Genomic DNA, 16,634 nt, shown 5'->3' on the forward strand with positions numbered 1-16,634 from the left:
TGTTATGAAATGATATCGAGAGACTAATAACATGCTTTTATTTTTGGAGAGATGCCTAAGTTGTATGAGGAGGGCAAGGTATGCATAACTTGGCATTGAAAAGATTTTCTTACTGAGAAAGGGTAAATATTAGACGTAATGCTAGAACGGGCCTGGTAAGTTGATAATTTTTATGCGTTTGCCCGACTCTCGGTCTGCGATCACCGAACGTCCTCGATGCGGACGAACCGATGCGGCTGCCAGATACCGCATGTCACTATTGGAGAGTGATAATAGGCACGGCACGATAGCCCAAGCGTCGATATCATTGACTAACATTAGTAAGTATTAATTGAGATGTTTTGTTTGAATTTAAAAGTTGTGATTTAATACAAGCGTTTGTTTGGTTTATAGTGAGAGGGCGTTTGCGGTCATGCTGTGTAGGCGAGGTAGTGCAGTTAACGTTTGAAGTTGGATATAAGACGATCCAGACTCGGAAATAGCGCACAGAAAATTCCCAGCGGCTGTGGTTCCCAAGCCGGTCTCGGGCGTGAATAATGGCGTCTCTTTTGGCCATTAGACTAAAGTCGGAGGAGCTGTGGCGGAAGCATTGGGAGCCGGCAATCGTCCATCTGCGCGCGTGGTTCTGCTGATCGAGCTGGCCCTGGCCGTCGGCGGATTCGCGATCGGGACTGGCGAGTTCGCCATCATGGGGCTGATGCCCGATGTCGCTCGGGCGCTCAGCGTCGGAGAAACTCAGGTCGGGCACCTGATCAGTGCCTATGCCTTGGGTGTCGTCGTCGGGGCGCCATTGATAGCGGTCTTCGGCTCCTATCTTTATCGCCGCCATCTGCTCTTGCTGCTGATGGCCTTCTTCGCGCTGGGCAACTTTGCCAGTGCGTTGGCCCCTGGCTACGCTTCCTTGATGACGTTCCGATTTGTTTCCGGTCTGCCGCATGGCGCCTACTTTGGCGTTGCTGCCTTGGTCGCGGCTTCGATGGTGCCACCGCACAAACGTGCCAAGGCGGTGAGCCGGGTCATGCTGGGTATTACCACCGCGATGTTGATCGGCAATCCTTTGGCTACCTGGCTGGGGCAGTTGTTGAACTGGCGTTATGCCTTTGGGCTCGTGGGAACGATCGGTGTCATTACGGTCATTCTGGTTTTCGTCTATCTGCCTTTCAATCGAGAAGAAGCCCGCAACAGTCCTCTCCAGGAGCTGACGGCACTCAGGCGTCGCCAAGTGTGGCTGACCCTCGGTATCGGCTCGATCGGTTTTGCCGGCATGTTCTGCGTGTTCAGCTATCTGGCGCCGACACTGATTCAGGTGACGGGCCTGGCGGAACACTGGGTGCCGGTCGTGCTGGCGGCGTTCGGTGTGGGTGCGATTCTCGGCAACATGATCGGTGGCTGGCTTTTCGACAAGCTGCAATTTCGCTCGGTATTTTGGATCCTGGGTTTCAGCGCGCTCATTCTGCTGCTGTTTCCGCTCGCGGCGCATTCGGTCTGGAGCGTCACGCTTTCCGTGCTGACCGTCGGCAGCATGGTGGCCCTGTCGCCGGCGCTGCAGATTCGCTTGATGGACGTCGCGAAAGACGCTCAGACGTTGGCTGCCGCTTCCAATCATGCAGCGTTCAATATCGCCAATGCGCTGGGACCCTGGCTAGGGGGAATGGCGATCACCGCGGGATTCGGCTGGACCTCGACGGGGTATGTCGGGGCGGCAATGGCGATTGGCGGGCTCTTGGTCTATGGGTGGGCTAGTTGGCTGGAACCGACCGATGCATGACATGAGCCGATGAGCCGAAAGCGATGGCTTCATGGATGATGGATTGACAGCGGGGTATATCCACCATACGCGTTGCGCGGTGGTGGCGAAAGCCAGGCCGTTGCCTCCGCGACCTGGCTTTCCTGCATTTGCCGTAGCGTTGAAATTCAGCCAGCCATGGCGTCCGAAGTCGAGGCCGCGGCAACGGTCGCAGTAAAGTGAAACTGAGGTTCTTCGCTTGGACAGCGCTCGCACTTGACGGTCAATCTGTCAGCCAGTTCGCTCTCCGTTATCGACGGAGGAAGCGCCTGTTCGTGGCCACAGGCACGGCAACAGACCATCCAGGCAGTGCCCCTCTGCTTCAGTGTGAACATCTCCATCTTTTTCCTCCCTGATCGAGTCGTTTTCTCTGCATTCTGCAGGGACAACCCATCCCTTCAGAAAAAACGCTTTTTCATGACTTTTCGCCACGAATCGTACTGTAACGTCCGACATCGGGTTTGCAACCGTTCGTGCTTGTCATGGGCATGGCTACTGGCGACTCCAGCGGGCACGCAGGTAACCAACGATGCGAAAAGACGGGTGGCGCACGCTTTCGACACTCGCCCCCTGGGGTTGCTCGCCGCTGACACGCATCCGTCCCGAGGCTAGCCGCTCGAGGTGCCGGATCTGTAATCGGCCTTCGCGCTCGATCAGATATAGCCCATCTTGCTGAAAGCCTTCACAGGGACTGATGGCGGCCAGGTCCCCCTCGAACAGAAAGTCAAAGGACTCCCCCTCGGATGGGGTCACGAGGTAGCAGTCTTGTGTCAACAGCTGAACCGTCGACAAGCTCTGTGAGGCGTCGAGGGCAGTGGAGTGGGCTTCCCAAGGGGCGGTCGAATGCGCCTGGAGACTCAGGATGACACTGGCGTTCGGCGTGGATGTCGCCGCCATGGCAGTGAGCGAGTCATCGTCCAGTAACTGTCTGATGGAGCAGTCCAGCGCCGATGTCAGCGACATCAGCCGCTCATGGCCTATCTGCTTGATCGTGCCGGATTCCCAGTAGGAAATCGTGACGTCGGACACGCCGACACGACGTGCCAGTGCAGCTTTGCTCAGTCCGGCCTGGAGTCGGAGTTGTTTGATTCGTGATCCTAGCTCGTCCATCCATGAATCTCGCCCGAATATTGATGCGATAGAATATCCACTCGTTGCCGAAGTATGTTTCGGGTTGCTCAAGTCGGTCTCGGTATCTTCTATCCAATCAGGGGGTTATATGAGGCTGCATCCTCCCGCAAGGTTTGCGTTCCTGTGCCAAACATGACGGGAGACGGCGCGACAGGCCGGCAGGTGGTGATAAAGGGTAATTCGTTTAACGAAGTTTGGACAATTTGTTCTCCCTCCGCAGAAACGCCGTGCCAGACTGAGCATGGGCCCTGCAGTAAAGAGGCCATGGCGCGTATAATGTCGCCTGCTCGTTCATCAACGGATTGAATTCATGACAGTACGCACGCGTATTGCGCCTTCTCCCACCGGCGATCCCCACGTCGGCACGGCCTACATTGCGCTTTTCAACCTCTGCTACGCACGCCAGCATGGTGGTCAGTTCATTCTGCGCATCGAGGATACCGATCGTCAGCGTTCTACCACCGAGTCAGAGCGGATGATCCTCGATTCACTGCGCTGGCTGGGGCTGGATTGGGACGAAGGACCCGACGTCGGCGGCCCGCATGGCCCTTATCGGCAAAGTGAGCGGGGGGATATCTATGTCGAGCATGCCAATCGTCTGCTCGAGTCCGGGCACGCCTTCAAGTGCTACCGCACCAGTGAGGAGCTGGATGCGCTGCGCCAGGCGCGCAGGGATGCCGGTCTGCAACTGGCGCTCAAGCCCCAGGATCTGGCGCTGGACCCCGAGGAGCAGCGCCGTCGCGAACGCGAGGGCTACCCCTACGTCGTTCGCATGAACGTTCCCGCCGAGGGTATCTGCGAGATCGACGACATGCTGCGGGGTCGTATCGAAGTCGACTGGGCTCAGGTCGATGCGCAGATCCTGCTCAAGTCGGATGGCATGCCGACCTACCATCTGGCCAATGTCGTCGATGACCATCTCATGGGAATCACGCATGTGCTGCGGGGCGAAGAGTGGATCAACTCCGCTCCCAAGCACAAGCTGCTCTACGAGTATTTCGGCTGGACCATGCCGCAGTTGTGCCATATGCCGCTGCTGCGCAACCCGGACAAGTCGAAGCTGTCCAAACGCAAGAACCCGACATCGATCAACTACTACCGCCGCATGGGCTATCTGCCCCAGGCGCTGACCAATTATCTCGGGCGCATGGGATGGTCGATGCCGGACGATCGAGAGAAGTTCAGCCTCGACGAGATGATGGCGCACTTCGATATCCAGCGCGTCTCCCTGGGAGGACCGGTTTTCGATCTCGACAAGCTGACCTGGCTCAATGGGGTCTATATCCGTGAGGATCTCGACGATGCCGCCTTGCTTCGGGCATTGCGCGAGTGGGCCTTCAACGAAGCGTATGTGGGCCAGATCCTGCCCCAGGTTCAGCCAAGGATCGCGACCCTGTCCGATGTCATTCCGCTGGCCGGCCACTTCTTCTCGGGCTTGCCGTCCATCAGTGAAGAGAGCTTCGCCGGAGTCGACCTCGAGCGCGAGACACTGCTGGAATTGCTGCAGTTCCTGACCTGGCGCCTGGAAACGATTACCCGCTGGGACAAGGAGGCGCTGCTCGAGCAGGCCAAGGCGCTTTCCATGCACTTCGAGCTCAAGATGAAGGCTTTCCTGGCACCGGTATTCATCGCCGTTACCGGTAGCTCGCACTCGACCTCGGTACTCGATGCCATGGCCATTATCGGCTCCGACATGACCCGGGCCCGTTTGCGCCATGCCATCGAAGTGCTGGGCGGCATCTCCAAGAAGCAGGCCAAGCGTTTCGAGAAGCGCTACCGAGAGCTTTGAGAAGCGGGTGCAATCCGAGCCGTGACAGGTCTCGGATTGCGATAAAGCGTTGACGTATCAGCTAGATATCCGTATAGTTCGCCCCGTTCCGCAGTCGGGGCCTTAGCTCAGCTGGGAGAGCGCGACGCTGGCAGCGTCGAGGTCACCGGTTCGATCCCGGTAGGCTCCACCAAGCGGACACCTGCATTATCAGCGTCCCATTCGTCTAGTGGTCCAGGACACCGCCCTTTCACGGCGGTAACAGGGGTTCGAACCCCCTATGGGACGCCACTTCTCTCCTTTGTGCTTTCCTTCCGATGCGTGCATCGCTCGCGATTGCAGCTGTTGATAACTGGCCATTTGCCCGCGCAAAAAAGCTTGACATCGCTTCGCGTTTTCCACTGATGGCGGGCTGAGATCCTGAAGCGTGGCTAACTTGCTGAAATTTCATGAATCGCCGTTTTATTTTATATAAATCAGTAAGTTATGAGTGGTCAAAAAATAAGCAATCTGTTGCCAGGGCGCTTCTGAAGGCGTCTGGATGACATTGTCGAGGGGTTGTGAACAGGGTTATCCACAGAATATGTGGAAATCTCTCGGCCATAAAAAACCGCCGACGATATCGGCGGCTTGTGTTGGCGATGCGTCGTGCTACTGCTTGGGATAATCGCGCTTGTCGTAGCCGGTATAGAGCTGGCGCGGACGGCTGATACGGTAGCCGTTGGAGATCATCTCGTTCCAGTGGGAGATCCAGCCGACCGTGCGTGCCATGGCGAAGATGACAGTGAACATGTTGGTCGGGATGCCGATCGCCTTGAGGATGATGCCGGAGTAGAAATCGACGTTGGGGTAGAGCTTGCGTTCGATGAAATACTCATCTTCCAGGGCGATCTGCTCGAGGCGCTTGGCGATCTGCAGTTGGGGATCGTTGCCGATACCCAGTTCACCGAGGACCTCATCACAGGTTTCCTTCATCACCTTGGCGCGCGGATCGAAATTGCGATATACCCGGTGGCCGAAGCCCATCAGCTTGAACGGGTCGTTCTTGTCCTTCGCCTTGTCGATGAAACGCTGAATGTTTTCTTCGGAGTCATCTCCGATCTCGTCGAGCATCGCCAGTACGGCTTCGTTGGCACCACCGTGCGCCGGGCCCCAAAGGGCAGCGATGCCGGCACTGATGCACGCAAACGGATTGGCCCCGGTGGAGCCCGCCAGGCGCACCGTGGAGGTCGAGGCGTTCTGTTCATGGTCGGCATGCAGCATAAAGATGCGATCCATCGCCTTGGCGATGACCGGATTGACCTCGTAGCTCTCGCACGGATTGCCGAACATCATGTGCAGGAAGTTTTCGGAATAGCTGAGGTCGTTGCGCGGGTACATGAACGGCTGGCCGATATTGTACTTGTGGCACATCGCTGCCAGCGTCGGCATCTTGGCGATCAGGCGGATCGCACTGACCTTGCGCTGATCGGCCTGGGTAATGTCGAGGTTGTCATGATAGAACGCGGCGAGGCCACCGACGACGCCACACAGGATCGCCATCGGGTGGGCGTCGCGGCGAAATCCTCTATAGAAGTTGACGATCTGCTCGTGAACCATGGTATGGCGGCCGAGCGTCTTTTCGAATTCCTCGTATTCGGACGGGGAGGGGAGTTCGCCGAACATCAGCAGGTAGCACAGCTCCACGTAGTTGGAGTGCTCGGCGAGTTGCTCGATCGGATAGCCCCGATGCAGCAGCATGCCGGCAGCGCCATCAATATAGGTAATGCTGGACTCGCAAGAGGCGGTGGCGACGAAGCCGGGATCATAGGTGAACAAGCCTTCGCCGGTCAGGCTGCGGACGTCGATGACGTCGGGGCCGACAGTGCCGGAATAGACCGGAAATTCAATGTCTTTATCGACACCATCGACCGATAGTTTCGCTTTTCTTTCAGCCATTGTGTGGCCTCCTTATAGTGACATAACCCTTTGTCTTTCCTGCCATGGGGGCGAAAAATAGTTCGCCCACTATAGATTTCCGCAGAGCTTTGTCAATTCGCCTAATCGCCTTGACAGCGGCGTTCGCGGCCGGTCCGGCGGGTTCGTTGCGGTGTGATGGCGCGCCGATCATGACCAGGCACGGCTCTGACGCATCGTGATGCTGCGCGAAACGCGACTTGAGGATAAGAAGCGGGAATCCACGGCCGAGCCTGGCCGGCAACTCCAGCTGTCTCCCTTCCGAGCCAGGGGCATGGAACGGACCTTGCCAGGCCCTGATTCTTCAGTCACGGAACTTTGCTTGGGGGCTCGACAGAGCATCCAGGAATAGTGTGACCAAAGTTGTAGCAGTTTGTCATGCCGGTCCTCAAACCCTATAATCATGTCCCGCGCGATATGGCATCGTCAGCTCGGCCTGGGCCGCATTGGAACCTGTTTTTGCGACCGAGATCCTGCTTCTAAAAACCACCGCCCCAACGGGCTCGGCCCGTCTGGGTCAAGAGAGTGTTGAAGAGCCGTGAATAGCAAACGTCCAGTAAACCTTGACCTATCCACCATCCACTTTCCACTCCCCGCTCTGACGTCTATTACACACCGCATTACCGGCGTCATACTCTTCGTCGGCTTGATCTTCGGCTTCTGGGCGCTGGATGCTTCGCTCTCCTCGCCGCAGGGTTTCGAGGCGGTTCGTGATGCGTTGGCGCACAATGTGTTGGCCAAACTGATCGCCTGGGGACTTCTTTCGGCGCTTGGCTTCCACTTCGTGGCGGGTATCCAGCACATGGTGATGGATGCCGGTTACGGTGTCGATCTCGAGAGCGGTAATCGCAAGGCGCAGATCACCGTCGTGGTCAGTGTCGTTCTGGTGGTCCTGGCGGGAGTCTGGGTATGGTAACCAATATTACAAATCTCGGTCGCAGTGGCCTGTCCGACTGGCTCATCCAGCGGGTGTCCGCCGTGGTGCTGGCGGTGTACACGCTCTTCCTGGTGGCTTATCTGCTGTTTCACCCCAATCTGGACTATGCCACCTGGAGTGGATTGTTCGCCCACACCTGGGTGCGGATCTTCTCCTTGCTGGCCTTTATTTCGATGGCAGCCCATGCCTGGGTCGGTCTGTGGACGGTCTCTACCGACTATCTCAAACACACCGCTGTCCGCTTCGGTTTTCAGGTCGTCGTGATTTTCGCCATCTTCGTTTTTCTGGTGTGGGGCGTACAAGTCCTCTGGGGAGCCTGATTCATGTCTACTATGCGAAACCTGACATTCGACGCCATCATCATTGGTGGTGGCGGTTCCGGCCTGCGAGCGGCGCTCGAGTTGGCCAAGTCCGGCAAGAAGACCGCGGTGTTGTCCAAGGTCTTCCCGACCCGTTCCCACACCGTCTCCGCTCAGGGCGGCATCACCTGTGCGATCGCCTCCGCCGATCCCAACGACGACTGGCGCTGGCACATGTACGACACCGTCAAGGGGTCGGACTATATCGGCGATCAGGATGCCATCGAATACATGTGCAACGAAGGCCCCAAAGCCGTGTTCGAACTCGAGCACATGGGCCTGCCGTTCTCGCGTTTCGACAATGGCCGTATCTATCAGCGTCCCTTCGGTGGCCAGTCCAAGGACTTCGGCAAGGGCGGCCAGGCCGCGCGTACCTGCGCCGCTGCCGACCGTACCGGTCATGCGCTGCTGCATACCTTGTATCAGAACAACCTGAAGAACAACACGGTGTTCCTCGATGAGTGGTACGCCGTCGACCTGGTGACCAACGCCAGCGGTGACGTGGTCGGCTGTATCGCGCTGTGCATCGAGACCGGCGAAGTCGTCCACATCAAGTCCAAGGCCACCGTGCTGGCCACCGGTGGTGCCGGGCGGATCTATGCGTCCACCACCAATGCCCTGATCAATACCGGCGACGGTATCGGCATGGCGCTGCGTGCCGGTTTTCCGGTGCAGGACATCGAGATGTGGCAGTTCCACCCGACCGGTATCCATGGCGCCGGCGTGCTGGTGACCGAGGGCTGTCGCGGCGAAGGTGGCTACCTGATCAACAAGGACGGCGAGCGCTTCATGGAGCGCTATGCGCCCAACGCCAAGGACCTCGCCGGCCGTGACGTGGTCGCTCGCTCGATGGTCATGGAAGTGCTCGAAGGCCGTGGTTGCGGTGAAAATGCCGATCACGTCATGTTGAAGCTCGATCACCTGGGCGAAGAGGTGTTGATGAAGCGCCTGCCGGGTATCGTCGAACTGTCCAAGACCTTCGCGCATGCCGACCCGGTCAAGGAGCCGATTCCGGTCACCCCGACCTGTCACTACATGATGGGCGGCATTCCGACCAACGTTCACGGCCAGGCGCTGACCCAGGACGCCGACGGCAACGATCGCATCATCAACGGCCTGTTCGCCTGCGGCGAAGTGGCCTGCGTTTCCGTTCACGGCGCCAATCGTCTGGGTGGCAATTCGCTGCTCGACCTGGTGGTGTTCGGGCGTGCCGCCGGCATCCATATCGAGCAGGCGCTCAACGAAGGCATCGATTATCTGGATGCCTCCGAGTCGGACATCGATCGTGCGATGAAGCGCATGTCGCGCTGGAACGAGTCCAGCGGCGGCGAGTCGGTGCCGGAGCTCAAGGCCGAACTCCAGAACATCATGCAGAACGCCTTCGGTGTCTTCCGTCAGGAGGACCATATGCAGGAGGGCGTCAAGAAGCTGGCCGAACTGCGTGGCCGTATCGCCGAAGCGCATCTCGGCGACAAGTCCAATGCCTTCAACACCGCGCGTGTCGAGGCACTGGAGCTCGACAACCTGCTCGAAGTGGCCGAGGCGACGGCAGTCGCCGCGCTGGAGCGCAAGGAGAGCCGTGGCGCGCATTCCCGCTATGACTATCCGGATCGCGACGACGTCAATTGGCTGAAGCATTCGCTCTACCATCCGGAAGCCAAGACGGTGACCAAGCGCGAGGTCAACTTCACGCCCAAGACGGTCGATACCTTCGAGCCGAAAATCCGTACCTACTAAGGGGGTTGTCAAGATGTCCGATCTTCAGGTTTCCATTTATCGCTACAACCCCGAGACCGATTCTGCGCCCTACATGCAGGAGTTCCAGATCGATACCCAGGGGCGCGATCTGATGGTTCTCAATATTCTGGCCATGGTGAAAGAGCAGGACAGCTCGCTGGCCTATCGTCGCAGCTGCCGCGAAGGGGTTTGCGGCTCCGACGGCATGAACATGAACGGCAAGAACGGTCTGGCTTGCATCACCTCGCTGTCGGAGGTGGTCAAGGACAACAAGCTGGTGCTGCGACCCTTGCCCGGGCTGCCCGTGATGCGTGACCTGGTGGTCGATATGGGGCTGTTCTACAAGCAGTACGAGCGCATGCAGCCGTATCTGCAGAACGACACCACCGCGCCGGCGATCGAACGGCTGCAGTCGCCGGAAGAGCGCGACAAGCTCGATGGGCTCTACGAGTGCATCCTGTGCGCCTGCTGTTCGACCTCTTGCCCGTCATTCTGGTGGAATCCGGACAAGTTCGTCGGTCCCGCCGGGCTTTTGCAGGCTTACCGTTTCCTGGCCGATTCCCGCGATACCGCTACCCAGGCGCGTCTGGCTGAACTGGAAGATCCGTTCAGTCTGTTCCGCTGTCGCGGCATCATGAACTGTGTCGCGGTGTGTCCCAAAGGGCTCAATCCGACGCGGGCGATCGGCAAGATTCGTGAAATGTTGCTGTCGAACGCCACCTGATCGTCAGGCAAGGCATCTACGACTTAAATCGTAACGCCTGACTTGTTATCATGGGCAGATGTTCCCGGCTGCGACATCGCGTCGCAGTCGAACCGAACCCCAGGATGTGGCCGGTGCCTTGTGCACCGGCTTTTAACGATCATGATGACGCCTCGAATTGCATGGTCGTTACACCGTCTCGCGACGGTTCCGGAGTGACGCCGAGACGCGCAACCGCGACCGGCGCCGACAACACCCCATCAGTGTAGGGTGAACGAGAGATGCAAGAAGGCATAATGGAGTTGATGTGGCGCACTTCCCATATGAGCGGCGGTAACGCCCATTATGTGGAAGCGCTCTACGAGCAGTATCTGAACGATCCCGCAACTGTCCCCGATGAATGGCGCCAAACCTTTGATCAGTTGCCGCGCCTGGAAGGCACTCCCTCCCACGACGTCCCCCTCAGTCCCATTCGGGAACAGTTTTACCAGCTGGCGCGCGAGCGCCGCACCGCCGCCACGGCAGGCACTGCCGGCAGCAGCGAGAACCGCAAGCAGGTCAAGGTTCTTCAGCTGATCAACGCCTACCGTTTCCGTGGCCATCAGCGGGCCGATATCGACCCCCTCGGGCTACGCCAGTCCGAGACGGTGCCCGATCTGGATCTTTCCTTCCATGACCTGACCCAGGCTGACATGAACACCGCGTTCCAGACCGGTTCGTTCTTCCTGGGCAAGGACGAGGCACCGTTGAAGGAGATCGTCGAAGCCCTCGAGCAGACCTACTGTCGCTCGATCGGCTGCGAGTTCATGCACATCGTCAACACCGAGGAGAAGCGCTGGTTGCAGCAGCGTTTCGAATCGGTGCGCTCGAAGCCGAAGTACAGTCAGAGCGAACGCGAGCACCTGCTCGAGCGCCTGACGGCGGCCGAAGGGCTCGAAAACTACCTGGCGTCCAAGTATCCCGGTACCAAGCGTTTCGGACTGGAGGGCGGTGAGTCCTTCATTCCGATGATGGACGAAGTGATCCAGCGCAGCGGTAGCTATGGCGTCAAGGAAGTGGTGATCGGCATGGCTCACCGCGGCCGCCTCAACCTGCTGGTCAACATTCTCGGCAAGAGCCCGTCGGAGCTGATCGACGAATTCGATGGCAAGAAGCAGATCGAGCGCGGTTCCGGCGACGTCAAGTACCACCAGGGTTTCAGTTCCAACGTCATGACCCCGGGCGGCGAAGTCCATCTGGCCTTGGCCTTCAACCCATCGCATCTCGAGATCGTCTCTCCCGTGGTCGAAGGTTCGGTGCGGGCCCGCCAGGACCGTCGCGACGACAGCGAGGGCAAGCAGGTACTGCCCGTGGTCGTCCACGGCGATGCCGCTTTTGCCGGCCAGGGCGTGGTGATGGAAACCTTCCAGATGTCGCAGACCCGCGGTTACAAGACCGGCGGCACGCTGCACGTGGTGATCAACAACCAGGTCGGTTTCACCACCTCCCGCGCCGACGACGCCCGCTCCACCGAGTACTGCACCGACATCGCCAAGATGGTTCAGGCGCCGATCTTCCACGTCAACGGTGACGATCCCGAGGCGGTGCTGCACGCGACTCGCGTGGCCGTCGACTACCGTAAGGAATTCCAGCGCGACGTGGTCATCGATCTGGTCTGCTATCGTCGCCGCGGCCACAACGAGGCCGATGAGCCCTCCGGTACCCAGCCGCTGATGTACGCCAAGATCAAGTCGCACAAGTCGACGCGTACGCTCTACGTCGAGCAACTGATCAAGGAGGGCGTGCTGACCGAGGATCAGGCCAAGCAGATGAGCGAGCAGTACCGTGACGATCTGATGGCCGGCAACCATGTCGCCAACGCCCTGGTCAAGGAGCCCAATACCGCGCTGTTCGTCGACTGGACACCGTACCTGGGCCATGAGTGGAGTGGCGACACCGATACCAGCTGCGATCTCGAGCACCTGACGCAGCTGGCTCAGAAGATGAGCGAGATCCCCAACGGGATCGACGTGCAGCGTCAGGTCGCGCGTGTCTACGAGGAGCGTCGCAAAATGCTCGCCGGCAACCAGCCGCTCAACTGGGGGTTTGCCGAAACGCTGGCCTACGCCACGCTGGTGGACGCCGGGCATCCGGTACGCCTGACCGGCCAGGACTCCGGCCGCGGTACTTTCTCGCATCGTCATGCCGTGGTTCACAATCAGGCCGACGGTTCGACCTATGTGCCGTTGCAACACATCAAGGAAGGTCAGCCGGCGTTCACCATTCACGACTCCTTCCTTTCGGAAGAGGCGGTGCTGGCGTTCGAGTACGGCTACGCCACCACCACGCCCAACGCCCTGATCATCTGGGAGGCGCAGTTCGGCGACTTCTTCAACGGCGCCCAGGTGGTGGTCGATCAGTTCATTTCGTCCGGAGAGTCGAAGTGGGCTCGCCTGTGCGGTCTGACGCTGTTGCTGCCGCACGGCTACGAAGGTCAGGGCCCGGAGCACTCTTCCGCGCGTCTCGAACGTTTCCTGCAGCTGTGTGCCGAGCACAACATGCAGGTTTGCGTGCCGACCACGCCGGCGCAGATCTTCCACCTGCTGCGTCGCCAGGTCATCCGCCCCTTGCGCAAGCCGTTGATCGTGATGTCGCCGAAGAGTCTGCTGCGTCACAAGGATGCGACCTCGACCATGGAAGAACTGGCCGATGGCCGCTTCCAGATGGTGATTCCCGACATTGGCGAACGCGATCCACAGCAGGTCAAGCGCGCCGTGCTGTGCTCGGGCAAGGTCTACTACGATCTCGCAAGCTACCGGTCCGAACACGAGCGCGACGATACGGCGATCATTCGCGTCGAACAGCTCTATCCCTTCCCCAAGGAAGAGCTTTTCGATGCGCTCAAGGCCTATCCGAATCTGGAACAGGTCATCTGGTGTCAGGAAGAACCGCTCAATCAGGGTGCCTGGTATCAGAGCCAGCATCATCTGCGCCTGGTGGCGAGCATGGTGCGCGAGGGGTTGGACCACAGCCTCAAGTTCGCTGGTCGCCCGGCATCCGCCGCGCCAGCCGCAGGCTATATGTCTGTCCACGTGGCACAACAGAGCCAGCTGGTCGACGACGCCTTCAACGCCTGAGGCGTGTCACCACGTAAAGAGAAGAGACTAAGGATACGACATGGCTACTGATATCAAAGCGCCGACTTTCCCGGAATCCGTTGCCGAGGGAACCGTCGCCACCTGGCACAAGAAAGTGGGTGACAGTGTCGAGCGCGATGAATTGATCGTCGAGATCGAGACCGACAAGGTCGTGCTGGAAGTGGTGGCGCCGGAGGCGGGCACGCTCTCCGAGATCAAGGTCGAAGAGGGCGATACCTGCGAATCCGAGCAGGTGCTGGGCGTTCTCGGCGCCGCCTCTGAAAAGGGCAAGAGCGAGAAAAAGCCTGCCAGCCAGACCAAGAGTGAAGACAAGCCGGGCGGTGAAGAGAAGGCGGCTGCCAAGCCTGTCGCTTCCGGCAAGAGCTTTGAAGTCAAGGCGCCGAGCTTCCCGGAGTCCGTGCAGGAAGGTACCGTCGCCAGCTGGAACAAGAAGGTCGGCGAAGCGGTCAAGCGTGACGAGGTGCTGGCCGAGATCGAGACCGACAAGGTCGTGCTCGAGGTCGTGGCGCCGGCCGATGGCGCACTTGCCGAGATCAAGGTTCAGGAAGGCGAAGTCGTCGAGTCCGAAGCCCTGCTGGCGACCTTCTCCGAAGGCGCAGGTGGCGAAGGTGCCGGTAGTGAAAAAGAGAGCGGTGCTTCCGCCGAATCCGCCGGTGACCAGGACGAGGCGTCAGCCGCCGATGGTGAAGAAGATGCCAAGATCGACGGCAAGATTCTGGCGCCGGCTGCACGCAAGCTCGCCGCGGAAAACGATCTCGACGTCAGCAAGCTCGAAGGTACCGGCAAGGGTGGCCGTGTACTGAAGGAAGACGTCCAGAAAGCGCTGAAGGACGGTTCCGCCAAGAAATCGGCCAAGCCGGCCGCTGCGGCACCGAAGGCCGCTGCCGCTCCGGTGATCGAGGGCGAGCGTCCCGAACAGCGCGTGCCGATGAGTCGTCTGCGTCAGACCATTGCCAAGCGTCTGGTCCAGGCCCAGCAGACCGCCGCCATGCTCACCACCTACAACGAGGTGGACATGAGCGCGGTGATGTCGCTGCGCAGCCAGTACAAGGACACCTTCCAGAAGACCCACGACGTCAAGCTCGGTTTCATGGGCTTCTTCGTCAAGGCGGCGACCGAAGCGCTCAAGCGCTTCCCCGATGTCAATGCCTCGATCGATGGTACCGACATCGTCTACCACGGCTACCAGGATATCGGCGTCGCCGTTTCCACGCCGCGCGGTCTGGTCGTGCCGGTGCTGCGCGATACCGACAGCATGAAACTGGCCGACGTCGAGAAGGCGATCGGTGACTTCGGTCAGCGCGGCCGCGAAGGCAAGCTCGGCATCGATGACATGCAGGGTGGCACCTTCACCATCACCAACGGCGGCATCTTCGGCTCGCTGATGTCGACGCCGATTCTCAATCCGCCGCAGACCGCGATCCTGGGCATGCACAAGATTCAGGAGCGCCCGATGGCGGTGAACGGCAAGGTCGAGATTCGCCCGATGATGTATCTGGCGCTCTCCTACGACCATCGCATGATCGACGGCAAGGACGCGGTGCAGTTCCTGGTGGCGATCAAGTCACTGCTGGAAGACCCGGCGCGTCTGTTGCTCGACATCTAAGCGCCGCGCATCCGAAGTCAAAACGAAGCGAACAGGAAATCTTTCATGGCCGATAAATTCGATGTGATCGTCATTGGCGCGGGCCCCGGGGGTTATGTCGCCGCGATTCGGGCCGCTCAGCTGGGCCTCAAGACGGCCTGCGTCGAGAAGTGGGTCAACAAGGAAGGCAAGACCGTTCACGGCGGTACCTGCCTGAACGTGGGTTGTATCCCGTCCAAGGCGCTGCTCGAGACCTCGCACAAGTTCATCGAGACCCGCGATCACTACGCCGAGATCGGTATCAATGTCGGCGACGTCGCAACCGACGTGAAAAAGATGATGGAGTTCAAGAACAGCGTCATCGCCAAGAACACCGGCGGGATCAGCATGCTGTTCAAGTCCAACGGCGTCACCGCGCTGGAAGGTAGCGGCAAGCTGCTCGACGGCAAGAAGGTCGAAGTGACCGGCCACGACGGCAAGTCCGAGACCTATGAGGCCGACAACGTCATCATCGCTTCCGGTTCGGTCCCAGTGAACATTCCGCCGGCACCGATGACCGACGACATCATCGTCGATTCCGCCGGCGCGTTGGAATTCACCGAAGCGCCGAAGCGTCTGGGGGTGATCGGCGCTGGGGTCATCGGCCTCGAGCTGGGCAGCGTATGGAAACGCCTGGGCAGCGAGGTCACCGTACTGGAAGCGCTCGACAGCTTCCTGCCGATGGTCGATCAGGCGATCTCCAAGGAAGCGCTCAAGCTGCTCAAGAAGCAGGGCCTCGACATCAAGCTGGGCGCCCGCGTCACCGGCTCCGAAGTCAAGGGCAAGGGCGACAAGCGCGAAGTCGTGGTCAAGTACACCGACAGCGAAGGTGACCAGGAGCAGACCTTCGACAAGCTCATCGTGTGTGTCGGCCGCAAGCCCTACACCGAAGGGCTGCTCGACGATTCCGCCGGGATCAAGCTCGACGAGCGCGGCTTCGTGTCCGTCGACGATCAGTGCCGCACCAACGTCTCCGGCGTCTATGCCATCGGTGACGTCGTGCGTGGCCCGATGCTGGCGCACAAGGCGTCCGAAGAGGGTGTCATGGTCGCCGACCTCATCGCTGGCCAGAAGCCGGAGATGAATTACGACGCCATCCCCAGCGTCATCTACACCGCGCCGGAAGTGGCCTGGGTCGGCATCAACGAGCAGCAGGCCAAGGAGCAGGGAATCGAGGTCAAGACCGGCACCTTCCCGTTCTCGGCCAGCGGCCGGGCGCTCGCCAACAACGCGCCGGAAGGCATGGTCAAGGTGATCGCCGACGCCGAAACCGACCGCGTGCTCGGCGTACACATCCTCGGCCAGCACGCCGGCGAGCTGATCGCCCAGGGCGTGATCGCGATGGAGTTCGGCTCCAGCGCCGAGGACCTGGCGCTGACCTGCTTCGCCCACCCGACGCTGTCGGAAGCCGTCCACGAAGCGGCACTGGCGGTCGACGGTCACGCCATCCACATGGCCAACCGCAAGAAGCGCAAGTAAGTCGTTTGCCTCGCGCT

At 59.7% G+C, this 16,634-nt stretch carries 11 protein-coding genes and 2 tRNA genes; 11 read left to right on the forward strand and 2 right to left on the reverse strand.

From position 1 onward, the window contains the following. Window positions 1-577 precede the first annotated feature (577 nt). On the forward strand, window positions 578-1,768 hold the full coding sequence (locus DOM57_RS01105) for an MFS transporter (RefSeq protein ID WP_110647398.1): 1,191 nt from the start codon (window positions 578-580) through the stop codon (window positions 1,766-1,768). A 510-nt stretch (window positions 1,769-2,278) separates the two neighbouring features. Here DOM57_RS01105 and DOM57_RS01115 read toward each other — a convergent pair. Next, entirely contained in the window at window positions 2,279-2,896 is a 618-nt protein-coding gene (locus DOM57_RS01115) for a helix-turn-helix domain-containing protein (RefSeq protein WP_110647400.1), read from the reverse strand. Between the two features lie 331 nt (window positions 2,897-3,227). Between DOM57_RS01115 and gltX the strand changes: the two genes are divergently transcribed. From gltX to DOM57_RS01130, 3 genes are all read left to right on the forward strand, one after another. Continuing rightward, window positions 3,228-4,706 carry a glutamate--tRNA ligase gene (gltX, locus tag DOM57_RS01120; protein WP_110647401.1) on the forward strand — a complete coding sequence of 493 codons (1,479 nt, stop codon included), beginning with the start codon at window positions 3,228-3,230 and terminating at the stop codon, window positions 4,704-4,706. Window positions 4,707-4,802: 96 nt separating this feature from the next. Further along, a tRNA-Ala gene (locus DOM57_RS01125) sits at window positions 4,803-4,878 on the forward strand. 22 nt (window positions 4,879-4,900) lie between these two features. Then, window positions 4,901-4,976, forward strand: a tRNA-Glu gene (locus tag DOM57_RS01130). 360 nt (window positions 4,977-5,336) lie between these two features. Here the strand turns inward: DOM57_RS01130 and gltA are convergent. Continuing rightward, window positions 5,337-6,623: a citrate synthase gene (gene gltA, locus DOM57_RS01135; protein ID WP_110647402.1), complete on the reverse strand. Its 1,287-nt coding sequence runs from the start codon at window positions 6,621-6,623 to the stop codon at window positions 5,337-5,339. A gap of 556 nt (window positions 6,624-7,179) precedes the next feature. Between gltA and sdhC the strand changes: the two genes are divergently transcribed. The 7 genes from sdhC to lpdA all read left to right on the forward strand — a co-directional run bounded on the left by sdhC (window position 7,180) and on the right by lpdA (window position 16,617). After that, window positions 7,180-7,557, forward strand: coding sequence for a succinate dehydrogenase, cytochrome b556 subunit (sdhC, locus tag DOM57_RS01140; RefSeq protein ID WP_110647403.1), 378 nt, complete (start codon window positions 7,180-7,182; stop codon window positions 7,555-7,557). Then, the gene (sdhD, locus tag DOM57_RS01145; protein ID WP_110647404.1) at window positions 7,551-7,898 is read left to right on the forward strand and encodes a succinate dehydrogenase, hydrophobic membrane anchor protein; all 348 of its coding nucleotides are present in this window, start codon (window positions 7,551-7,553) and stop codon (window positions 7,896-7,898) included. The genes sdhC and sdhD overlap by 7 nt, the downstream gene beginning before the upstream one ends. A 3-nt stretch (window positions 7,899-7,901) precedes the next feature. Further along, complete coding sequence (gene sdhA, locus DOM57_RS01150; RefSeq protein ID WP_110647405.1) at window positions 7,902-9,674, forward strand: succinate dehydrogenase flavoprotein subunit; 1,773 nt, start codon at window positions 7,902-7,904, stop codon at window positions 9,672-9,674. A 13-nt stretch (window positions 9,675-9,687) separates the two neighbouring features. Then, window positions 9,688-10,398: a succinate dehydrogenase iron-sulfur subunit gene (locus tag DOM57_RS01155; protein ID WP_110647406.1), complete on the forward strand. Its 711-nt coding sequence runs from the start codon at window positions 9,688-9,690 to the stop codon at window positions 10,396-10,398. Window positions 10,399-10,658: 260 nt separating this feature from the next. Beyond that, the gene (locus tag DOM57_RS01160) at window positions 10,659-13,493 is read left to right on the forward strand and encodes a 2-oxoglutarate dehydrogenase E1 component (RefSeq protein WP_110647407.1); all 2,835 of its coding nucleotides are present in this window, start codon (window positions 10,659-10,661) and stop codon (window positions 13,491-13,493) included. 40 nt (window positions 13,494-13,533) lie between these two features. Beyond that, complete coding sequence (gene odhB, locus DOM57_RS01165; protein ID WP_110647408.1) at window positions 13,534-15,120, forward strand: 2-oxoglutarate dehydrogenase complex dihydrolipoyllysine-residue succinyltransferase; 1,587 nt, start codon at window positions 13,534-13,536, stop codon at window positions 15,118-15,120. Window positions 15,121-15,165: 45 nt separating this feature from the next. Beyond that, window positions 15,166-16,617, forward strand: coding sequence for a dihydrolipoyl dehydrogenase (gene lpdA / locus DOM57_RS01170; RefSeq protein WP_110647409.1), 1,452 nt, complete (start codon window positions 15,166-15,168; stop codon window positions 16,615-16,617). Window positions 16,618-16,634: the final 17 nt, after the last annotated feature.

The sequence above is a fragment of the Salinicola peritrichatus genome (assembly GCF_003206715.1).
GTDB lineage: Bacteria > Pseudomonadota > Gammaproteobacteria > Pseudomonadales > Halomonadaceae > Salinicola > Salinicola peritrichatus.

What these genes read in the sequence shown, in the direction of transcription:
- DOM57_RS01115 (WP_110647400.1), bottom strand. Translation starts at nt 2,896, where the DNA reads ATGGACGAGCTAGGATCACGAATCAAACAACTCCGACTCCAGGCCGGA.
- gltX (WP_110647401.1), top strand. Translation starts at nt 3,228, where the DNA reads ATGACAGTACGCACGCGTATTGCGCCTTCTCCCACCGGCGATCCCCAC.
- gltA (WP_110647402.1), bottom strand. Translation starts at nt 6,623, where the DNA reads ATGGCTGAAAGAAAAGCGAAACTATCGGTCGATGGTGTCGATAAAGAC.
- sdhD (WP_110647404.1), top strand. Translation starts at nt 7,551, where the DNA reads ATGGTAACCAATATTACAAATCTCGGTCGCAGTGGCCTGTCCGACTGG.
- sdhA (WP_110647405.1), top strand. Translation starts at nt 7,902, where the DNA reads ATGTCTACTATGCGAAACCTGACATTCGACGCCATCATCATTGGTGGT.
- DOM57_RS01155 (WP_110647406.1), top strand. Translation starts at nt 9,688, where the DNA reads ATGTCCGATCTTCAGGTTTCCATTTATCGCTACAACCCCGAGACCGAT.
- DOM57_RS01160 (WP_110647407.1), top strand. Translation starts at nt 10,659, where the DNA reads ATGCAAGAAGGCATAATGGAGTTGATGTGGCGCACTTCCCATATGAGC.
- odhB (WP_110647408.1), top strand. Translation starts at nt 13,534, where the DNA reads ATGGCTACTGATATCAAAGCGCCGACTTTCCCGGAATCCGTTGCCGAG.
- lpdA (WP_110647409.1), top strand. Translation starts at nt 15,166, where the DNA reads ATGGCCGATAAATTCGATGTGATCGTCATTGGCGCGGGCCCCGGGGGT.